The sequence below is a fragment of the Methanobacterium sp. SMA-27 genome, assembly GCF_000744455.1.
GTDB lineage: Archaea > Methanobacteriota > Methanobacteria > Methanobacteriales > Methanobacteriaceae > Methanobacterium_B.
This window is the reverse complement of sequence record NZ_JQLY01000001.1, coordinates 1,952,501-1,970,907: the sequence shown is the minus strand read 5'-3', so window position 1 is coordinate 1,970,907 and position 18,407 is coordinate 1,952,501. Positions and strand designations below refer to the sequence as shown.

The window sequence follows — 18,407 nt, the reverse complement described above, 5'->3', positions numbered from 1 at the left end:
AGTTTAATTGAACATTCAAATAAGAAGATTCAATTTTATAAATTGGGGATGTAAATCTTTGAAAGACTATGATCTAATTGAGGAATATATATCAAGGTACTTCAATATAACTGGATTTCATACCACTCCTAAAGGTTCTTTTTTTACTGTTGATAATTACGATCACAATAACTTTTCGAAATTAATAAAGGATCTAGATAAAGTAGGTTACATTCCATTCATTGAAAGTATTGAAGGAAGATACACAATAGGAATTGCTAGTAAAAAAGAGAAGAGTGAATCCCGTATCCATATAAACATAATTCTATTCGTTGCAACAGTAGCAACCACGATATTTGCAGGTTATAATGTTGCTGGTGGTAACATATGGGATGGAATAGCATTTGCTTTAGCATTATTAGGAATACTCGGAGTACATGAAACAGCTCATTATTATGCTGCTAGAAAACACAATGTCCAATCCACATTACCCTATTTTGTCCCTGCTCCGACTTTTATAGGGACATTTGGTGCAGTAATAAATGTTAAATCTCCCATACCTGATAAAAATTCCCTTTTTGACTTGGGATTCAGTGGGCCACTTGCAGGTATTATTATAGCAGTCCCAGTCCTCATAATTGGAATATACCTGTCGAAAATTACTCCTGTAATATCTGGGTCTATGATTTTTTATCCACCACCTATTATGAGTATATTAATGTACTTTTTAGCACCGAACATACCTTCAGGATATGAACTGCAGCTTCATCCAATTGCATTTGCAGGTTGGGTTGGAATAATAGTTACACTTCTTAACCTAATGCCTGTGGCTTTTTTGGATGGAGGACATATAGTAAGGGCACTGTTCACTGAAAAAATTCACAGAATAATATCTATAGTTGGTGTATTTGTTACATTTTTACTTGGATGGATACCAATGGCCTTACTTATGATGTTGATATTGGTATTAAACAGAAGACATCCTGGTGCATTAGATAATGTTTCCAAGTTGACAGTGAGCAGGAAGATCCTGGCTGTTGTCATGTTAATAATTTTTATACTATGTCTTACACCAGTTCCACAAATAGTATAAAAATTATTCTACCTGATCATTTTATTTATTAAATTAACTAATGAATTTATTAAAATGTTAAACTATTTGGAGATAATATGAAAGTTCACTATGAATGCGCAGCATGTTTTTTAAGACAGACAAGAGAAGCATTAGATCTTGCAACAAACAATGATTCATTAAAGATGGAAGTCACTGAAAAAGTGGTGAAAATTGTTTCAGAAAATTTCCATATTGGGGCTGTTTCCAATGTTATAGGCACCAAGGTTCACAGAACCATAAAGCAAGAAACTGGGAATAAAGATCCTTACAGCAAAGAAAGGGAAATATCTAATGATATTGCAATGGATTTTCTTCCAAAAGTTAAAAAAATTCTAGGGGAAGAAAAAGATCTAAAAAGTTGTATTAGCAGGTAACGTCATTGATTTTGGTGCTCTTGGATTGGATACGGACATGGAATCTTTGATAACTAAAACTATGGGGAAAAATCCTACTTTAGACCATTCAAAAGAGCTTGAAAATGAATTAAATAAATGTAAAACAGTTCTTTATCTTGCAGATAACATAGGAGAAATTGTTTTTGATAAGATTCTTATAGAAAAACTAGTAGAATATGATGTTGAAGTTACAGTTGCCCTTAAAGAAAAACCTATATTAAATGACGCATGTATTGAGGATGCTCTAAAAATAGGTTTAAATGATTTAGCCAAACTCACAACAACAGGTACAGATTCAATTGGAGTGATAGAACAGGATGTGTCTGCAGAGTTTATGAAATTATTCCATGAATCTGACATGGTTATAGCCAAGGGATTGGGCAATTATGAAGGTTTAGGTGAAATGGATCTGAAGATGAAACCCGTCTTTTGCCTCCTAAATGCTAAATGCAGGCCAGTAGCAAGGGATATAGGTGTTGATCTTGGAGATAATATTGTTTTAATGTTAAGCAATAAATCTTAACTTTAACAATTCTTAAATTTGATACAGATTTAATTAGAAAGTTAACAACTTTTAGCAAAATAGTTATACTATGATTATATAAGCAGATCATGGACTATTTGAAAAAAATATTACTTGTATTTGTAGTTGTTGTGGTATGTGTAGGTATTATATTTACAATTTCAAGTTTTCAAGGACAGAATAATTCCAAACAGCTACAAAATCAAAATGATCAAATAAATCTCCAGTGGAATACTGATCTAAATTCTGCTTTAAAATTGTCTCAAAAATCAAATAAACTAGTTTTCATTGATTTTTATGCTGACTGGTGTGGTTACTGCAAAGAACTAAATAAAGAAACATTTACAGACCAGAAGGTTAAAGAGAAATTTGCGCAGAAATATGTTCTTGTAAAAATAAATGGGGATTTGTATCCAGATATCACCTCCAAATACAAAGTGTACGGTTATCCAACACTTCTTATACTAGATTCAAATGGAAATGAAATTAAAAGGCAGACAGGATTTGTATCAGCTACAGAACTTTTAAATATAATCTGAGGTGAATATTTAATGGATGTTGGATTTTTATTCTCATTTTCAGCCGGACTAGTATCAGTTGTTTCTCCATGTGTTCTTCCATTGATACCAATAGTAGTAGGGCATTCAATTTTAAACCGCAAAACTAAGGATATTCTTGCATTTATAATAGGTTTTTACATAGTTTTTGCAGTTTTAACTGTTTCAACCGCAATTTTTACCGTTGCTATAAACCATTACATCTATTATTTCCGGTTGATTGCTGCAATTCTTATAATTGTATTGGGAATATATTTTATCGTGAACAGAAATATTTTCAATTACTCATACAAACCTAATCCCAAAAATGAAACTGCAGGATCATTCTTAATTGGAATTTTAACTTCCCTTGCTTGGTCACCTTGTTATGGTCCATATATAGTTGCAGTAGCAGCTTACAGTGCAGCTACAGGTAACTGGATATACAGTACAGAAAATATGTTATTATTTGCAGTTGGATTTTCTGTATCATTGTTACTAATAGCATTTTTGGCATCTAAACTACCTTTTAATCGTATAATGAAGTATTCTAATGAAATAAGAATCTTTTCAGGAGTTATAATCATAATTGCAGGTGTTTATCTGTTAAGTGGATATTTGGGATGGTAAATTTAGGAATTGTACAAAATTAAATGGTTAAAAGTGGTTATTATGAAAGTTGGATTTATTGGATTTGGAGAGGTTGCATCAACCTTATCTCAGGGTCTTATGGAAAATGGTGCCGATGTTTATACTTGTATTTTAGATAGAGGTACCAGAACAAAGGAAATGGCCAAAAAAACTAAAGTGAAGTTATACAACTCGTATAGAATGCTGGCAGAAAGGTCGGATATTCTCATATCTTCAGTTGTACCTTCAAATGCTATTGATGTTGCTGAGATGGTTGGGAAATATTCTAAGGGTATCTATGTGGATATGAACAATGTTTCTCCAAAAACTGTTAGGAAGACTTTGGGAATGATCGAAAATGGAAAAACAGTTGATGCGGCTATAATTGGTTCTGTTTTGAAAAATGGAATTAATGTGAAGGTAATAGCTTCAGGTGCTTTTGCCGGGGCTTTTGCAGAATTAGAAGATTATGGGATGAATATTACAGTTGTTGGGGATGAAAATGGTCAAGCTTCAGGAATAAAACTTCTTAGAAGTGCCTATACCAAGGGCGTTTCTGCATTACTTTTTGAGTCAATTTATCATGCTTTTAAAATGGGTATAGATAAGGAAGTTCTTAATTACATTTCAGAAACAGAAGGACAGGATTTTACAGATTCATCTGTTTCAAGGATAATATCTGCTGCATTTCATGCTGAAAGGCGTTCAGAAGAAATGAGGGAAGTAGTTGAAATGCTTTCGGAAAAACAGAATCCTATTATGAGTAAGGCAACTGCAGAATTCTTCAGAAATTTGAGTAAAAATATTAAAAGGCATGAAAATAGACCTGATAATTATATCGAAGTATTTAATCTCTTATCTGAAGATTAGGCTTATTTTAATGGGATATATCCATCACTATTTCAAATTTAAATTTTTTTATGAATTTAAATTATAGAAAAAACATAAAATAATATTAGCTCTTGAAATAAAGTTAATGTAAGTAGAGGGGAACTATCCATGAAGGTGGAAGAACGTACAAAGGAGTGTAATGAAGCTCTTGGTAAACTGGTTGGTAAAAAAATAGTTGACATCAAATTCAAACCCTATAATGGTGATTGTTGGAGATTTTATATTACCACAGATAAGGGTAAGATGGTAATGAGTTTCTGCAGAGATTGGACATGTCCCGAAGTTGAGCATAGGGAAGTTGAATAATAATTTACTGACTTAAATTATATTATTAAGCATTTGGATTCTTTAATTTTTATTTTAAATGTTGTCTATGAAAAAAATGTATCGTTGCATAAACAATTGTTGCATAGGCAACATTTATATGGTGTAATATACTATCTAATAATAATAAGTTAATTGATACTAAATTTTAAAATAATCGTTAGTAATGTCTAAATGAACTTTTTTTATATATTAGTTGAATATGCAACTTTTATAAAAAAATGTAATAAAATTAATATTTCTTTTCTAATCTAGTATTGAATTTTTTATTAAATAAAGGAGTATTTTACTATGTACAAAGCTGAAAAGTTACTTAAAATTAATAATTCCAAGATTCCACTTGGACTTATTGTGTCTATGATACATAGAACAAGAATGATGTACCTTAACGATAGGGTGGGGGATATGGATATAACTCCCGGTCAATTCCCATTTATAATGGTGCTCTCAAATGAAGAGGGTATCACTCAAGAAGAGCTAGCAGCACATTTTCACATTGATAAAGGAACTGTTGCTCGTGCTTTAAGGAAACTTGAAGATAAAAACTATCTTTTCAGGAAAGTGGATTCAAAAAACCGCAGAAGATACTTTATTTATTTAACTGATAAGGGAAAGAGGACAGTTCCCAAGATAACAAATATTGAACAAGAATGGGAAAATTCTATTTGTTCAAAGTTCTCTGAAGAGGAATACAGTAGATTATTTGAAATTTTAAAAATCCTAGCTATCAATAGCTTGGAAAAAGTAAATAGAAATGGAGAAAATAAAAAATGAATAATTCTAATAATGAAATATCCATTGGGAGCGTGGATAAACGAGTATCAATGATCACAGGAGATCCAAAAAAGGCAATACGTGCTCTTTCTATCCCAATGATAATTTCAATGCTTCTTATGATGGCTTACAATCTGGCAGACAGCATATGGGTTGCAGGACTTGGACCAAACTCTCTGGCAGCATTAGGATTTATCACACCACTATTTATGATGGTGATAGGGTTAGGAAACGGTCTTGGTGCCGGTGCAAATTCATTAATATCGCGATGTATAGGTGCAAATAACAAAAAAGGTTCTGACAATGCTGCAATACACTCCTTAATCCTTACACTGATCCTTTCAGCCATGTTAACTGTATTTATATTGATCTTTCTTAAGGATATACTTCTGGCAATGGGTGCTGGCGCATCACTCAACCTAGCAATACAATATGGACAAATTGTCTTTGGGGGATTAATCTTCCTGATATTTTCAAGCGTTGCTTCAGGTATACTTAGGGCAGAAGGGGATGTTAAGAGACCAATGTATGCAATGGCTGCCACTGCTATTCTTAACATAATTCTTGATCCAATTTTCATATACTACTTTGGATTAGGAGTGTCAGGTGCTGCAATTGCAACTGTAATATCTGCAACGATTTCATCGGCTTTAATTCTTTACTGGTTGCTCTTAAAACGGGATACATATGTATCGTTGTCCAGAAAAGATTTCCATGCAAGCTGGAATGTTATAAAAGATATTCTGGGTGTTGGATTACCTGCAAGTGCTGAATTCTTTGTAATGTCCATATTAGGAATTGTTGTTAATATAATGCTGGTTATGACCGGAGGAACAGATGCTGTAGCAGTTTATACTGCAGGTTGGAGGGTTGTAATGATAGCCATGATACCTGCTATTGGAATAGGAACTGCTGCAATCACAATTGCAGGTGCAGCATATGGGTCACGAAAGTATGGTAATATTTCCATTGCTCTTAACTACTCATCTAAATTGGCAATTGGAATTGCATCAATAACCGGTCTGATAATCTATGTATTCGCTTCAAGTATAGCTAGTATATTTGCATATTCACCTGAAAGCGCATTCATGGCACCATCAATAGCATCATTTCTACAGGTTATGTGCCTTTTCTTAATTGTAGTTCCTCTTGGAATTTCTGCAAGTTCGGTATTCCAGGGAATGGGAAAAGGATTAACCTCATTAATTCTTACTGTAATCAGAGAAGTTTTATTCATTTCAGTATTTGCCTATTTAATGGCATTTACTTTGGGTTTAGGCGAACATGGAATATGGTGGGGAATAGTAATAGGAGGGGCTTTCGGATGTGGAATAGCATACATTTGGGCATCTAGATATATTAAAGGTCTTAAAAGAAGTTATTATAAACAGGATACCTCTAAAAGTAGAATCTCTTCTGGAGAATAAATAAAGAATTTTATGGTGTAAACCTTACCATATCTCTTTTATTCCTACAGAGTTGATTAATTTTTGGTTATATTATCATTAATTAAACCTCATCTCCAACGAATATCCTTACTCTCCACCCTTCTTCTTTTTCAATAATTTCTCCCCTTAGCGGTATGAAATGGGAATCAATTAAAAGACGGAGGTAAGTTACTTGTTGTGCAGGTAATTTAAGTGGACTTTTTATTTTACGATCTTCAGTACGCATTTCACAACAAAGCCTCTCATTTTTATCAACATAAAACAGGGTTTCTAATCCACTTTTCAGAGATTCTACTTCAAAACTTCGAAGATGCATCCCGGCATCAAAGGAGTATAAAGCTTTATCAGAACCCCTATCTCCATTTCTGAACATTTTATGAGCATCAGATGAAGAATTACCTTCACTTGATTTAGAAGATACATACCAAGCTCTTTCAATTACTTGTTCTACACTCATGTCTTGTGGAATTATTCCATTATTTTCATACTTTTTAATCAAATTAAACACTTCTCTACGGGTTACATCTTCTTCAGCAGCACTAACAGCTAGCCGGGTAAGCACAGGCCCATAACCTGCCATTCTGAATGAAGCCCATATTTGGTCTTCACGTTTATAACTGCGGCCTGCAACAATAGCATTCACAGCATCAGCATTCATATGTGCTATATTATTCAGATTAGCTCTAGAATAAGTATTCAAGCGTTTAGAAAGATCTTTAAGGTTCCTTTCACCAGGAACATTTCCTTTTTTTATTTCTTCTTCAAGTATCTGGAGAGTTGAATCTGGAAGCAGTTTTCCAATACTTTCAGGTATTTCCATATTATTTTCAAGTATTTCTCTTCGTATCATTCTTCCAGATATTTTATCTCCAGAGATTTTGTACTCGGGGATTATGTGAAATTTGAGCTTCTGATTGTACTTATTGTATAAAAATTCGTTTACAGCAAACCATCTTATAACATTTCTATTAGGTAAATTTCTTGGTATTCCGCTGAAAATTCCCTTTTTAGCAAAGTTTGACGCGTACTTCTTAATTCTGGCGGTTGAAACATCTGCTGCATCTACATAATCAATAACACCGTCTTCTATCATCATGGCTATTCTTATTGGGACGGTATAAGCCAGTGTTAATCTATGATGGAGTCCTTCTATAGGTACAATTCTATCGGCACCAGCTTCTAACGCCATTTTACTTCTTGACTCATAATTTGCAAAAAAAGGTGCATGATTTGCACTGTATCCCTTATTTAGATAAATAACAACTTCATCGTTTTTCTTATCAGCAAGTTCTCTAGCTTTATCAATGAGTTTAACATGTCCCTTATGGACTGGGTCAAAATCAGCACTTATACCTATCATAGTGTTACATCCATTAAATCGTCTCTTTTTTATTTATTGTACATGATAATTTGAATTATGATTATAAATCTAAATTTATAGATAGATTTTTTTAATTATTATTTATTATAGAATTATTAATTGATTATCCCATTAATGTTTAAGCATTCTTCAATAATTCGAAATAACTGTACCATAACTCTGCCTGTACCATTCAATTGTCTTCACTTGTTCTTTTTTAATATAAAATGGTTTTTACCGATGCATCAACCTATAAAGTCACCATATGTTCGATCTATTACTTACTTTCTGACTATTTAATGTGAGGGTATTTATTATGTTTTTACAAGCATATCAGGTATTTAAATTCAATCTGGAAAATAACTGAAATAATGAAATATATTAAAAATCTAGATATGTAAATTTTTATCAATAATAATCAATTGAAAAATTTGTGGCTATTTATGAAAAAAAGTGCAAAATATACCAAAGAACTCCATTCAGGACTTATAAATGACAAACCAATTGCAATCAATGCCAATGAAGGGAGAGCTAAATTGGCTTTTTTACGAGATTTAATCATCTTTTTATCAGCATTCTTATCAAGGAAATTTTTTTTATCGGCATAATACCAGTTCAAACTAAATAAAACACCGATAAAAAATAAATTTAAATCAAAAATATTATTGGAACTTTTAGATAGCCATAACTACCCACCAAGTTTGTTGAAAATGGACCAATGCAATTAAACTTAACCATATGATATTTATCCATAAAATGGTTTGATTAGCTTTTTTTATAAAATAAAACTGTGTGTGATTTATTCTCCAGAATAATGCTAATAAGATAAAACTCATGAAATAAATAAAAAATTATTGAAGCATTGCAGAAAGACTATGTATTACAGCAATATCTGTGGCAGGATAAATTAATTGTGGTACATTAAGACTTAAAACTAATAATGTCATTGCAATGGCAAATATACCATCTACCAAAGTTTCAATACGTTTGGTGGTCATTGGAACATTATAATTTTCCATAATATTTGCCTCAGGATTAAATTTAATTCATTGTTTTAAATATTTATTATTAAATACAATTATTAGTCTTTTTTTGATTTTATGCATATTCTAAATTATAGTAATGAATTTATATTATTTCCATTTCTTTCAATGGTTCTGTTATAACAGCACCTATCAAAAGCCCAAGTGAAATAGCCACGATGGTCATTGCAACCATTATCCCATCTGTTATGGCTGTGAAATAATTTTGACTAACTAAAGTTGCTAGGCTCATAAATCCCAGTGCACCAGGTACAAGTATCCAGAATGCTGGCATTATTGAAACAATACTTGGTGTTTTATGATCCAGTCTTTCAATTATAGTTCCACTAATTGTCATTAAAAGCGATCCTGAAAAAGCTCCAAATACGCCTCCTACAAAGTGATTTCCAGCTTGTTGGCCAAAAAATGCTATGTACAATATTAGTATGACCCAAGGCAAGTCTTTATTTTTTATTGACATGAAAAGATACATTCCCATTGCAAATATAAAAACTCCTAAATATGGTGCCCACCATCCTAATGCATTTAGCGGGTTGGTTACCAGAAAATTTTGTTGGGAAATTCCTGTAATTTGTATACCAACAAGTACTCCAAAAAGTATCAGAAACAGTATTGCAGTTCCGTATATTACTCTGCTTGCACCGGATATAATCTCACCATAAGCCAGTTCGAACATTCCTGTTGTTAGAGTAGCACCTGGAAGGAAATAGGCTAATGCAGGCAATAACATTGCAACAGAACCTGTAACCAATCCATATTTAACACCCAAAATAGAGAGAGAAGTAACAATCAGAGCCGCAACAACAGGGAGTATAAGTAAAAATCTAGTTCGACCACGACTAAATATTAATAAAATTCCTACTATTGCTCCAAGAACTCCTGAAACTATCAACTGTTCTGGTGTGGGTTGGAGTAGCATTCCAATGCCCATTGAAAATAAAATATATCCAAATAGTATACCTAAAGGTCCAAATTTATGTTTTTCAGAAAGTATTTTTCTTAAGCATTTTTTACCTTCAATTGGAGAAATTTTCCCGGCTTCTGCCAGGTATATCAAGTCGTAAATTTCTGAAACCTGATTTAATGGTAAAAGTCCAGGTTTTTGAATAGCAGCATTTAATGGTGCTGATTCCTGTTCACCAATTTTCAGAAGTAACATGGTGGGAAACACAAGGATTTCAGCCTTTGCATCATAAGCTTGTGCAATTTTTTCCAGAATTGATGTAATATCCACCACAGAAATTCCAGAAGCTGTCAAAGCCTTACCTAATTCGGTTAAAAATTCCATTAAACCATTTGATGAAGTTACATTTACTTTAAGATCATTATTTTCCATTGGTGTACCAGTCTTTAAAGGATTTCATTCTTTTGATATTGAACAAATTTTTTATTTAAAATAATATTTCAAAAATTTGGATTATTAAAAAATATATATTAGATAATTATTTTTTACGAACCAAATTGGTAGTTGATCTTGTAATATCACAAAATTCAATCTCAGTTCGCCATTTATCCTTACATTCACATTCAAAATCTTCAGGAATACTCTGATTGAGATTCGATTCAATTATCATACTTTTTAAACGTGAATTGCATTTTTTACAATTATACGGGCCTCTTCTACTTCCAAAACCTGCAGTATCCATAATTATGGGAATATTTAAGGATTTCCTGACCCGTTTTATGATTTCCATTATACTCCATATCCATGGCGGCTGGTAGGATCCGCCCTTCCATAAAAGTTCCATCAAAGTATCTTTGTGGATAGTTGCAGGGCAAAATGATATCCTACTTACACCAACAGATTCTGCATATTCTGCTGATTTAACTGCTTCTTCTATTGCAATTTTTTCTGATGTTAATATGGGTTTAACAAAGAGATATGCTTTGGCTTTTACATTACAATCTAATGTTGTTGTTCTAATAGTTTTAACAGCCCTTTCAAAATCTTCCTTAGAGAAACCTTTGTTGATCTTTTCTTCCCGGGTATATTCACTGGATGTTTCAAGACCGATACCAATCTCAAATATCTTATTTCCAAGAGATTCACAACATTCTTTTAGTACTTCTGCAGTGATAAATTCTGGTCTAGATTCAACAACTACCTCTTCAACATATTCTTCATTTTTAAGAAATTTTAAAATTTCATTTCTGGCTTTTATCGGTACTTCATCAGGATTAAGGAAACTTCCGGAAACGAATATTTTCACTACTGCTTTTTCCTTTATCTCTTGTCGTCCAATTGAATTTTTAAATATGTCTATCAATTCATCAGCATCTACATTTTCAAGAGGAGAATCTGCAACGTAACTGCACATTGTACAGCCTCCAGATCCTGAAACTGCCCATGCACATCCTTGGGTGGGTAGAACTATAAAAATAGCGTTACCTTTTCCAGAGTATAGAATGTCTTCCCCGGACCAGCATGCAGCAAGATCCTTAGGGGATCTTTTCTCCATTTTATCAAGGGCATTTTCTCTGATTTCTTGCATTAAATTTTGAATTTCCATTTATTCACTTTCCTTAATAATAGATAATTTTAAAATAATATTCTGGTTATTATAATAATATAAATTAGTTGTTGATAAGGGTATAGGTGAATAAATTGGTGAATGAAGTAAGAGTAAAATCACTACTTAACAAACATAAAAAACGTGATCATTGGTTTTTAGGGGATTATACTCTCAATCCATATGCTGGCTGTTCAATGGGTTGCATTTATTGCTACACACGTGGTAGTAAATATGGGGGTGACCATGGAACCATTGTGTCAGCTAAGTCTAATGCTGTGCCCATCCTAAAAAAACAATTAAAAAATTGTATAAGAAAAAATGAAAGGGGTTTTATAGTCCTTGGATCATCTGCTGATCCCTATCCTACCCTAGAAACAGAACTAAAATTAACAAGTGAAATATTGGGCTTGATAAAACGTTACAGATTCCCACTTCATATACTCACTAAATCCACATTAGTATTAAGGGATATAGAAATCTTCCATGGGATTAAAGATGTTGCAATTTTGCCAACTGGACTTGAAAATAAATTGGATTCAGGTATCATTTTATCTTTTTCCTTTTCAACATTAAATGAAAAAATTGCCAAGATATTGGAACCTGGTGCACCTAGTCCAATTAAACGACTCAAAATAATGAAGAAATTCAGTGAAGCAGGTTTCAAAACAGGAATCATTAACATGCCTCAACAGTAATGGAACTTCTATTGATTGGTTGCTATAGTTCAAGCACACACAAATGCATTATATATAAATGGATTGTTTTACTCATATATACATACATTTATTCATATAGTTAGATATTGATTGTGTCATTTAATCATAGCTGCTGTTAATTTAAGAATTGAAAAATAACATTATGTAATATTTTTAACTCATTTATTTATTTTTCTTTAAACCAACTTGAAATTAAAAATCTTCACTAGGGATATATTAAAATTATTTATATCTACTTTAAAATTCATAATTGTATTATAACATTATTTATTAAATTAAACAGGATCAAAGATGTGGTAAAAATGGTAGATATTGTTTTAAAATATGAACATGCGGAATTAGTTAAAGATGTACCTTTTGAAGCTAGGTGGTTTATATATTTTTCAATAGAGAAAAGCTTTGGTGAGAATTTTGCAATGCTTGAGGAATATTTAAAAGTTTGGAATATCGAAAATCCAAATGCAAAAACTTATTTTAGTAAAGCAATAGAAAAGGGTGATAAAACTTATTTTGCCATAACAATTGAATTCGACTACCCTACATATCTAAACGATGAAATTGTAGATACATTAATAGAAGAAACTAAACAAGATTTTGCTACGTTTTTCAACCAAAAAATTATAGAATTGAAATTAGGTCCATTTTTTTAACAATAAATTTTTAATTGGCAAAAAAATTTATTTTTGGGTAGATTTACTCTTTATTTTTTCCATTTTTAGTTTTTGATGAATGTCGTGATGTTCATGGAAGTTTCTTATAAGCTTCATTGACTTATATGTCGGTATTTGATTTGTGGTGATACGGCGAAGACTTTTCCCCATTACATAATCTGTCAAAAAAAACTCCCCATCCTATCTTATACACCGAACTTACCATAACTGGAAACAGAACGAATACTCAATAAAATTAGTTAATGTCTCAACAACATAATCACATTACCAGTCAGACTAATGAAAAAAATGGATTGATTTTAAGAAAATTTTAGATGCTACAGATAAATTAGTTTATGAATTGTATGGTTTGACAGTAGATGAAACAAGATTATAGAGGGGAGTTTGAATTAAATCAGAGGTGGTTGTAATGGTAAAAGTAGGATTAGTATTAGTCTTTGATGAAAACAAATATTTGGCAAAAACCATAGAATTACTTGATTATCCTGTTTCTGGAGACTGGTTAATCTTAGATGATAAAAAATACGAAGTAATAAGAAGAACCTTTTCTTATCCCTCAAAAGGGTTTGTTAAAATACATTTAAAGAAAGCAGATGGATCTGTTGTAGACCATCTTGACCAATATATCCAAGAATTAGTTAAAAACGGTTGGAAACTTTTTACAGACGATTAAAAATAATAATACGATTGTATAAAAGCAAAAGTGAATAAAAAAGATTGAATTTGGAATAAATTTTGTAATTGAAAGTTCTATTGCTTTACAAAAGAATTAGGAATTAATTTCGGGGTTTTAGAATCTGCCTCTACCCCTACCTCCTATTAAAACTCCTATTACTCCACCTATTGCACCGATAATTGCAAGAATGATTATATCCGTTAAACCTGCTCCAACTCCAAATCCAATTAAAGCAAGTATAAATAATACTATTGCTGCAACGATACCAACAAGCGCCCCATGTATAGCTCCATTTACATAGTCCCCGCCTACCATGTAACCAACATATATAGTAGCTATTAAGAATCCTATGAATGCTCCCGATGCTGATATCAAACCAAGGACAAAACCAAGAATTATTGCAATTACTACACCAATTATTACAGTATTCCATCTTACATAAACCATCTTCATCCTCCATTATTTTTATTATGATTAAGAAGATAATATATTAATAAAATTTTTAATAAATATTCACTGCGTCTCCTAATTTTATCTTTTATTTTTACCTTCGGCTTCTTTAGCTTTTCCCTTTATTTCTCCTTCCATCTCTTTGACTTTTCCTTTTATTTCTCCTTTCATTTCTTTAGCTTTTCCTTTTATTTCTCCTTTCATTTCTTTAGCTTTTCCTTTAATTTCACCTGTTTTTTCACTCATAAAAATTCCTCCATAATATGTTTTACATTCCTAATTCCTAATATTATATTTATATTTTCTATTTTGATGATGTGTTGTTGTTTAAGTTTTGATACCAACCTTTACCGGTGCCTCCCATGAGTTTTGGGAGTATAAAACTTCGCATAACTGTTTTGAACATAACCTTGAACATGTGACGATGGTTCATGAGATATCGTGGTCTTGCATAAAATTTTAAATATGCCATGGCCAGTTTTCTTTCCACCATCTTCTTGTTTAAACCCATTTCATCATATTTCAAAACTGGTTTGAGTACTGTGTATTCATCCCAGTCATCATTGTCTATTAAATTTTTTTCTTTGAGTTCATTGTAGATAGGTGTTCCAGGGAATGGTGTAAGTATAGAATATTGTGAGTAGTCTGAGTCAAGTTTTGTTGAGAAATCTATGGTCTTATTCATATCTTCTTCGGTTTCTCCAGGATATCCTAGAATGAAAGAGGTTAAAACTTCTAGATCCACATTTTTAGCACTTTTAACTGCATCTTCAGCTTGTTTTAATGTTATACCCTTTTTCATAAGGTCCAGTATACGTTGTGACCCTGATTCTACACCGTAGTAGATTGTTTTTAATCCTGCACTTTTGAGATTTTGAAGTAAATTTTGGTCTACACTGTCAACTCGGGATGATGCAACGAAGCTTAAATCTAGATCTCTGGCTTTGATTTCATTTGCTATATCGTTAGCTCTTCTTTTGTTGAGCATGAATGTGTCGTCCATGAATCTTATATCTCTTATTTGGTATTGGTTTATTAATTCTTCAATTTCGTCCACTACATTGTCTGGACTGCGTGAGCGGAACTTTTTACCCATGATTAATGATGATGAGCAGTAGTTACAGTTGTACACACAACCTCTGCTGGTTATTATTCCACCAGTCTGTTCTTTAGAAGCACCATATGAATCAAAGGGTACAAGATGTCTTGCAGGGAACGGTAATGCGTCAAGATCCTTTATCAAAGGCCGTTTTTGTGTAGTTTTAAAATTTCCATTCTTTAAATCCCTGTAAACAATTCCCTTAATGTCGTCAAGATCTTGGATAGTTTCGGTGGAATGGTTGGCTAAATCTACCATTGTTTCTTCTCCCTCACCTATAACTACTACATCTAGGTTTTCTGAATTTTTTAAGGTTTCATATGGCATGAAAGTAGTGTGGGGTCCACCTATTACAGTTAATGAATTGGGTAGAATGTTTTTGACTAGTTCCACGTATTTCAAGGCGCTTTTTATAGTAGATGTGGTTGCTGTAACACCTACTATTTGTGGATTGAGCTTTTCTGCCAGTTCAGAAACCTTTTCGTAGCCCATCTGGAGAAGATCATCATCTACAATTTTGACTGAGTAAGATTCTTTCTCAAGTGATGATGCCAGGTACATAAGATTTGTGGGTGGGGTTATGAAACCAAGTGAATTTTTTAATGCATTTTCATCGTAAGGATTTATAAGCAGTATATCAATTTTTTTATTCATTTTATACCTTTTTTAGTTATCAATCAAGAGCCTATCTGAAATTTATAAAACTTTTTTTATCATATTTGAATGTTCTTTATGTTTATGGCATAAACACAGGGGATAACTCTCGTTATCCCTAAAAAATCCCTAAAAATCTTAAAACAACTACAATAATAATTATGACGATAATATAATAGAGAATGCTATTCATCTCCTATCACTCCTATATTCACTTTTGACTTATTTCACCATAAATGTGTCTTAATCTCTCCTATCCCTATCATCCCTTCGATCATCATCTCTTCTTTCATCTCTTCGATCTCCGTCCCTTGTGTCACCATAGTTTCTGCGGTTTCTGCGGTTTAATAATAATATTAGAGAGCCGATTAAACCGCCTATTGCGCCTGCGACTATTACCAGTATTAATTCTGGTGCTGAGTTTAATGGGACATAAGTTGATAATTGTGAAGAGAATGCAGCTATCTGACCTTTGAATAAGCTTAGTATCCATAAGATTATTGCACCTGCAACTCCCATAAGTGCTCCGTTAATCACACCATCAATAATGTCACCATATGATATGTATCCAACGATTATACCTGCGAGTAGAAAACCAAATATTGCAACTGGCAATCCAATAACTGATCCTACACCCAAAATTTATAGTACTACTGTAATTATAATTGCTAAAATAAAACCTTCAACTATCGCTCCAACACTTACCATATAAATTATCCTCCATAAAAAGAAATTATTTAGTTAATATCAATTTTATGTATTTCTTTTTCTATTTTAGGCAGTTTAATGGTTAAAACAGAATCTTGGAATTTAGCTGATGCTTCTTTAACCTTTATTTCAGAAGGAAGTTTTATTGTTCTCTTTGTTTCGCCGTAACTCCTTTCTTTTTGGATGTAATCGATGTCTTCATCTTCACTTTCCTCTTCAAACTTTGCCATGATATCTATACTTTCACCTGCAATTCCAATTTCAATGTTCTCCTTTTTCACAGCAGGAAGGTCTATTTTTAGTATTATACTATCATTGGTTTCCATAATGTCTGCTGGTGGTTTTTGGAGAGCTGTTGTGTAATCAGATAGAGTTTTTCCAACTTCTACTTGCTTAACTTTAATAGCATTCATTATGTCATTCAACAACTTCTCTGCCTGCGTCCTCTTTTTCCCAACTTCTTCTTGCATTTCATCAGATTTATCTTGGGCATTTTCCTTCATTTCATTTACACTATCAGCAACATCATCTTTTTTATCAGAAACACTAGATTTAATGTCACCCATTTTCTCTTTCATTTCATCAGATTTATCTTGGGCATTTTCCTTCATTTCGTTTATACTATCATTAACATCATCTTTTTTATCAGAAACACTAGATTTGATGTCACCCATTTTCTCTTTCATTTCATCTTTATCTACCATTCTATCCCCTTCCACAATTTTCTTATCTTGTAATCCAATTTTCTCTATAATTGATTTAAGTTCTGTTTATATATTCTTAATAATCTTAAAAGGATAATTAACGCAATTAATAACTACTATAATATATAACAGACTGGATCTGCTTCCGTTCATATTTTCACTTCTACGGTTGGTACATTAACACAGTCTAATAACTAAAACAAATCTATATCAATTTCATTTAATTCAAATGTATTTCACTGTATAACATTCTATGTCAATCGTTATTATTATAGATTTCTATATTTTCAGCCAAGAATTGCTTTATTTTGATGGTTATCATTTAAAAAGTCCCAAGTGAAATTGTTTTCAATAGTTATTTAAAAGAAGTATTAAACGGTTGTTTAAAATATTTTCAAGTGATTTTATAGGAAGTTGGTTACTTATTCAATAGTTACATAGAAATATTATGAAATTATTAACTTGATCTTGATTATGGATACTAACTAAATTAATAAAGTGTGTTGCCCGCATACTTACCATATTTTGATGGATAATTAAAAAAAGAATTTATAAATTCCAAAATAATATTACTTATCCATTATAACGTAATAAAAACTTTCAGAAATTGAATCGCCAAATTTTTGCACTGGTTTGCTATACACGTTAAAACTGCTGTCGTACCTTCTTTCCACATTTTAAGTATCCGATAAATCTAGCAACCGAATCAGCGAATAACCAATAAAGAACAGTTGAATGTGTATCAATGTAATAATATTGAGAGTTTAAGAGCAAGAGAGTACAGTATCTTGAAGTAAACACAAGTAAATTCAATGGTTATGTATTGGTGTATGAATTATGATACTGTGCAGTGATGAGGTAGCTAGAAACTGTAAGTTCTCCAACAATTTTTTTTAACTGAACAAATAGTAAAGTTTTATAATTGACTTTTTTTTATGGAAGTAAAATCTAGAAAATCATGGACATTTTTGTTATGGAATCATTAACATGCCTATTTTACCTTTTATTTCGGACTCTGAGGAGGACATTGAAAACATGGTAGTTGCTGCAAAGGATTATGGTGCAGACTATGTTATGCCTGCAGGATTAACTCTTTTTGGTGATGCACCAAATGATTGTAAGACTCTTTACAATAAATTTTTAAATGAAAATTATCCTCATCTTGTGTCTAAATCTAAAAATCTCTACATGGGATCTTT

At 32.0% G+C, this 18,407-nt stretch carries 22 protein-coding genes and 1 pseudogene (1 of these 23 cut by a window edge); 14 read left to right on the top strand and 9 right to left on the bottom strand.

All coding sequences use genetic code 11. The features are described from left to right. Window positions 1-58: 58 nt before the first annotated feature. The 9 genes from DL91_RS09860 to DL91_RS09825 all read left to right on the top strand — a co-directional run bounded on the left by DL91_RS09860 (window position 59) and on the right by DL91_RS09825 (window position 6,593). Window positions 59-1,072, top strand: a complete 1,014-nt coding sequence (locus DL91_RS09860; RefSeq protein ID WP_048191387.1) for a site-2 protease family protein — start codon at window positions 59-61, stop codon at window positions 1,070-1,072. Between the two features lie 77 nt (window positions 1,073-1,149). Beyond that, complete coding sequence (locus DL91_RS14410) at window positions 1,150-1,467, top strand: ARMT1-like domain-containing protein (RefSeq protein ID WP_255343940.1); 318 nt, start codon at window positions 1,150-1,152, stop codon at window positions 1,465-1,467. A gap of 25 nt (window positions 1,468-1,492) precedes the next feature. Beyond that, window positions 1,493-2,011, top strand: a complete 519-nt coding sequence (locus DL91_RS14405) for a DUF89 domain-containing protein (RefSeq protein WP_255343939.1) — start codon at window positions 1,493-1,495, stop codon at window positions 2,009-2,011. Between the two features lie 89 nt (window positions 2,012-2,100). After that, a complete protein-coding gene (locus DL91_RS09850) occupies window positions 2,101-2,550 on the top strand; it encodes a thioredoxin domain-containing protein (RefSeq protein ID WP_052374369.1) in 450 nt (149 codons plus the stop codon). A gap of 12 nt (window positions 2,551-2,562) precedes the next feature. Beyond that, entirely contained in the window at window positions 2,563-3,177 is a 615-nt protein-coding gene (locus DL91_RS09845) for a cytochrome c biogenesis CcdA family protein (RefSeq protein WP_048191386.1), read from the top strand. 42 nt (window positions 3,178-3,219) lie between these two features. After that, a complete protein-coding gene (locus DL91_RS09840) occupies window positions 3,220-4,047 on the top strand; it encodes a DUF1932 domain-containing protein (protein ID WP_048191384.1) in 828 nt (275 codons plus the stop codon). A gap of 129 nt (window positions 4,048-4,176) precedes the next feature. Further along, window positions 4,177-4,374 (top strand): hypothetical protein, encoded by a 198-nt coding sequence (locus DL91_RS09835; RefSeq protein WP_048191383.1) that lies wholly within the window; start codon window positions 4,177-4,179, stop codon window positions 4,372-4,374. Window positions 4,375-4,683: 309 nt separating this feature from the next. Beyond that, window positions 4,684-5,166 carry a MarR family winged helix-turn-helix transcriptional regulator gene (locus tag DL91_RS09830; RefSeq protein WP_048191381.1) on the top strand — a complete coding sequence of 161 codons (483 nt, stop codon included), beginning with the start codon at window positions 4,684-4,686 and terminating at the stop codon, window positions 5,164-5,166. Continuing rightward, on the top strand, window positions 5,163-6,593 hold the full coding sequence (locus tag DL91_RS09825; protein WP_048191379.1) for an MATE family efflux transporter: 1,431 nt from the start codon (window positions 5,163-5,165) through the stop codon (window positions 6,591-6,593). Before DL91_RS09830 ends, DL91_RS09825 begins: the two co-directional genes overlap by 4 nt. 82 nt (window positions 6,594-6,675) lie before the next feature. Here the strand turns inward: DL91_RS09825 and DL91_RS09820 are convergent, their stop codons facing one another. Further along, complete coding sequence (locus tag DL91_RS09820; protein ID WP_048191376.1) at window positions 6,676-7,974, bottom strand: adenylyltransferase/cytidyltransferase family protein; 1,299 nt, start codon at window positions 7,972-7,974, stop codon at window positions 6,676-6,678. Window positions 7,975-8,417: 443 nt separating this feature from the next. Between DL91_RS09820 and DL91_RS13690 the strand changes: the two genes are divergently transcribed. After that, window positions 8,418-8,582: a hypothetical protein gene (locus tag DL91_RS13690; RefSeq protein ID WP_156096068.1), complete on the top strand. Its 165-nt coding sequence runs from the start codon at window positions 8,418-8,420 to the stop codon at window positions 8,580-8,582. Between the two features lie 66 nt (window positions 8,583-8,648). On the opposite strand, the pseudogene DL91_RS14265 reads toward DL91_RS13690, so the two are convergent. The 3 genes and pseudogenes from DL91_RS14265 to DL91_RS09805 form a co-directional block, all read right to left on the bottom strand. Further along, window positions 8,649-8,921, bottom strand: a pseudogene (locus tag DL91_RS14265) (TMEM175 family protein). Window positions 8,922-9,102: 181 nt separating this feature from the next. After that, window positions 9,103-10,353: a threonine/serine exporter ThrE family protein gene (locus DL91_RS09810; RefSeq protein ID WP_048191374.1), complete on the bottom strand. Its 1,251-nt coding sequence runs from the start codon at window positions 10,351-10,353 to the stop codon at window positions 9,103-9,105. Window positions 10,354-10,459: 106 nt separating this feature from the next. Then, the gene (locus DL91_RS09805; RefSeq protein WP_048191372.1) at window positions 10,460-11,527 is read right to left on the bottom strand and encodes an archaeosine biosynthesis radical SAM protein RaSEA; all 1,068 of its coding nucleotides are present in this window, start codon (window positions 11,525-11,527) and stop codon (window positions 10,460-10,462) included. 98 nt (window positions 11,528-11,625) lie between these two features. Between DL91_RS09805 and DL91_RS09800 the strand changes: the two genes are divergently transcribed. The 3 genes from DL91_RS09800 to DL91_RS09790 all read left to right on the top strand — a co-directional run bounded on the left by DL91_RS09800 (window position 11,626) and on the right by DL91_RS09790 (window position 13,590). Beyond that, window positions 11,626-12,225, top strand: a complete 600-nt coding sequence (locus DL91_RS09800) for a radical SAM protein (RefSeq protein WP_231551444.1) — start codon at window positions 11,626-11,628, stop codon at window positions 12,223-12,225. A gap of 323 nt (window positions 12,226-12,548) precedes the next feature. Beyond that, window positions 12,549-12,896 (top strand): hypothetical protein, encoded by a 348-nt coding sequence (locus DL91_RS09795; protein ID WP_048190477.1) that lies wholly within the window; start codon window positions 12,549-12,551, stop codon window positions 12,894-12,896. Window positions 12,897-13,326: 430 nt separating this feature from the next. Then, the gene (locus DL91_RS09790) at window positions 13,327-13,590 is read left to right on the top strand and encodes a hypothetical protein (RefSeq protein ID WP_048190476.1); all 264 of its coding nucleotides are present in this window, start codon (window positions 13,327-13,329) and stop codon (window positions 13,588-13,590) included. Between the two features lie 117 nt (window positions 13,591-13,707). Here the strand turns inward: DL91_RS09790 and DL91_RS09785 are convergent, their stop codons facing one another. The 5 genes from DL91_RS09785 to DL91_RS09765 all read right to left on the bottom strand — a co-directional run bounded on the left by DL91_RS09785 (window position 13,708) and on the right by DL91_RS09765 (window position 17,208). Continuing rightward, complete coding sequence (locus DL91_RS09785) at window positions 13,708-14,040, bottom strand: DUF5518 domain-containing protein (RefSeq protein ID WP_048191370.1); 333 nt, start codon at window positions 14,038-14,040, stop codon at window positions 13,708-13,710. An 84-nt stretch (window positions 14,041-14,124) separates the two neighbouring features. Continuing rightward, a complete protein-coding gene (locus DL91_RS09780) occupies window positions 14,125-14,289 on the bottom strand; it encodes a hypothetical protein (protein ID WP_048191368.1) in 165 nt (54 codons plus the stop codon). A 58-nt stretch (window positions 14,290-14,347) separates the two neighbouring features. Next, window positions 14,348-15,796: a B12-binding domain-containing radical SAM protein gene (locus tag DL91_RS09775; RefSeq protein ID WP_231551443.1), complete on the bottom strand. Its 1,449-nt coding sequence runs from the start codon at window positions 15,794-15,796 to the stop codon at window positions 14,348-14,350. A 243-nt stretch (window positions 15,797-16,039) separates the two neighbouring features. After that, window positions 16,040-16,435, bottom strand: coding sequence for a DUF5518 domain-containing protein (locus DL91_RS09770; RefSeq protein ID WP_048191367.1), 396 nt, complete (start codon window positions 16,433-16,435; stop codon window positions 16,040-16,042). Window positions 16,436-16,533: 98 nt separating this feature from the next. After that, window positions 16,534-17,208 carry an Hsp20/alpha crystallin family protein gene (locus tag DL91_RS09765; protein ID WP_052374364.1) on the bottom strand — a complete coding sequence of 225 codons (675 nt, stop codon included), beginning with the start codon at window positions 17,206-17,208 and terminating at the stop codon, window positions 16,534-16,536. A 987-nt stretch (window positions 17,209-18,195) separates the two neighbouring features. Here DL91_RS09765 and DL91_RS09760 point away from each other — a divergent pair. Then, on the top strand, window positions 18,196-18,407 hold the 5' portion of the coding sequence (locus DL91_RS09760) for a hypothetical protein (protein WP_156096065.1). 88 nt of this gene lie beyond the right edge of the window; the window shows 212 of its 300 coding nt (coding positions 1-212); the start codon lies at window positions 18,196-18,198; its stop codon lies beyond the right edge, outside the window.

Excerpts from the sequence above, each read along its gene's own strand:
- DL91_RS14410 (WP_255343940.1), top strand. The coding sequence starts at position 1,150 with ATGAAAGTTCACTATGAATGCGCAGCATGTTTTTTAAGACAGACAAGA.
- DL91_RS09850 (WP_052374369.1), top strand. The coding sequence starts at position 2,101 with ATGGACTATTTGAAAAAAATATTACTTGTATTTGTAGTTGTTGTGGTA.
- DL91_RS09845 (WP_048191386.1), top strand. The coding sequence starts at position 2,563 with ATGGATGTTGGATTTTTATTCTCATTTTCAGCCGGACTAGTATCAGTT.
- DL91_RS09840 (WP_048191384.1), top strand. The coding sequence starts at position 3,220 with ATGAAAGTTGGATTTATTGGATTTGGAGAGGTTGCATCAACCTTATCT.
- DL91_RS09835 (WP_048191383.1), top strand. The coding sequence starts at position 4,177 with ATGAAGGTGGAAGAACGTACAAAGGAGTGTAATGAAGCTCTTGGTAAA.
- DL91_RS09830 (WP_048191381.1), top strand. The coding sequence starts at position 4,684 with ATGTACAAAGCTGAAAAGTTACTTAAAATTAATAATTCCAAGATTCCA.
- DL91_RS09825 (WP_048191379.1), top strand. The coding sequence starts at position 5,163 with ATGAATAATTCTAATAATGAAATATCCATTGGGAGCGTGGATAAACGA.
- DL91_RS09820 (WP_048191376.1), bottom strand. The coding sequence starts at position 7,974 with ATGATAGGTATAAGTGCTGATTTTGACCCAGTCCATAAGGGACATGTT.
- DL91_RS13690 (WP_156096068.1), top strand. The coding sequence starts at position 8,418 with ATGAAAAAAAGTGCAAAATATACCAAAGAACTCCATTCAGGACTTATA.
- DL91_RS09810 (WP_048191374.1), bottom strand. The coding sequence starts at position 10,353 with ATGGAAAATAATGATCTTAAAGTAAATGTAACTTCATCAAATGGTTTA.
- DL91_RS09805 (WP_048191372.1), bottom strand. The coding sequence starts at position 11,527 with ATGGAAATTCAAAATTTAATGCAAGAAATCAGAGAAAATGCCCTTGAT.
- DL91_RS09795 (WP_048190477.1), top strand. The coding sequence starts at position 12,549 with ATGGTAGATATTGTTTTAAAATATGAACATGCGGAATTAGTTAAAGAT.
- DL91_RS09790 (WP_048190476.1), top strand. The coding sequence starts at position 13,327 with ATGGTAAAAGTAGGATTAGTATTAGTCTTTGATGAAAACAAATATTTG.
- DL91_RS09785 (WP_048191370.1), bottom strand. The coding sequence starts at position 14,040 with ATGGTTTATGTAAGATGGAATACTGTAATAATTGGTGTAGTAATTGCA.
- DL91_RS09780 (WP_048191368.1), bottom strand. The coding sequence starts at position 14,289 with ATGAGTGAAAAAACAGGTGAAATTAAAGGAAAAGCTAAAGAAATGAAA.
- DL91_RS09775 (WP_231551443.1), bottom strand. The coding sequence starts at position 15,796 with ATGAATAAAAAAATTGATATACTGCTTATAAATCCTTACGATGAAAAT.
- DL91_RS09765 (WP_052374364.1), bottom strand. The coding sequence starts at position 17,208 with ATGGTAGATAAAGATGAAATGAAAGAGAAAATGGGTGACATCAAATCT.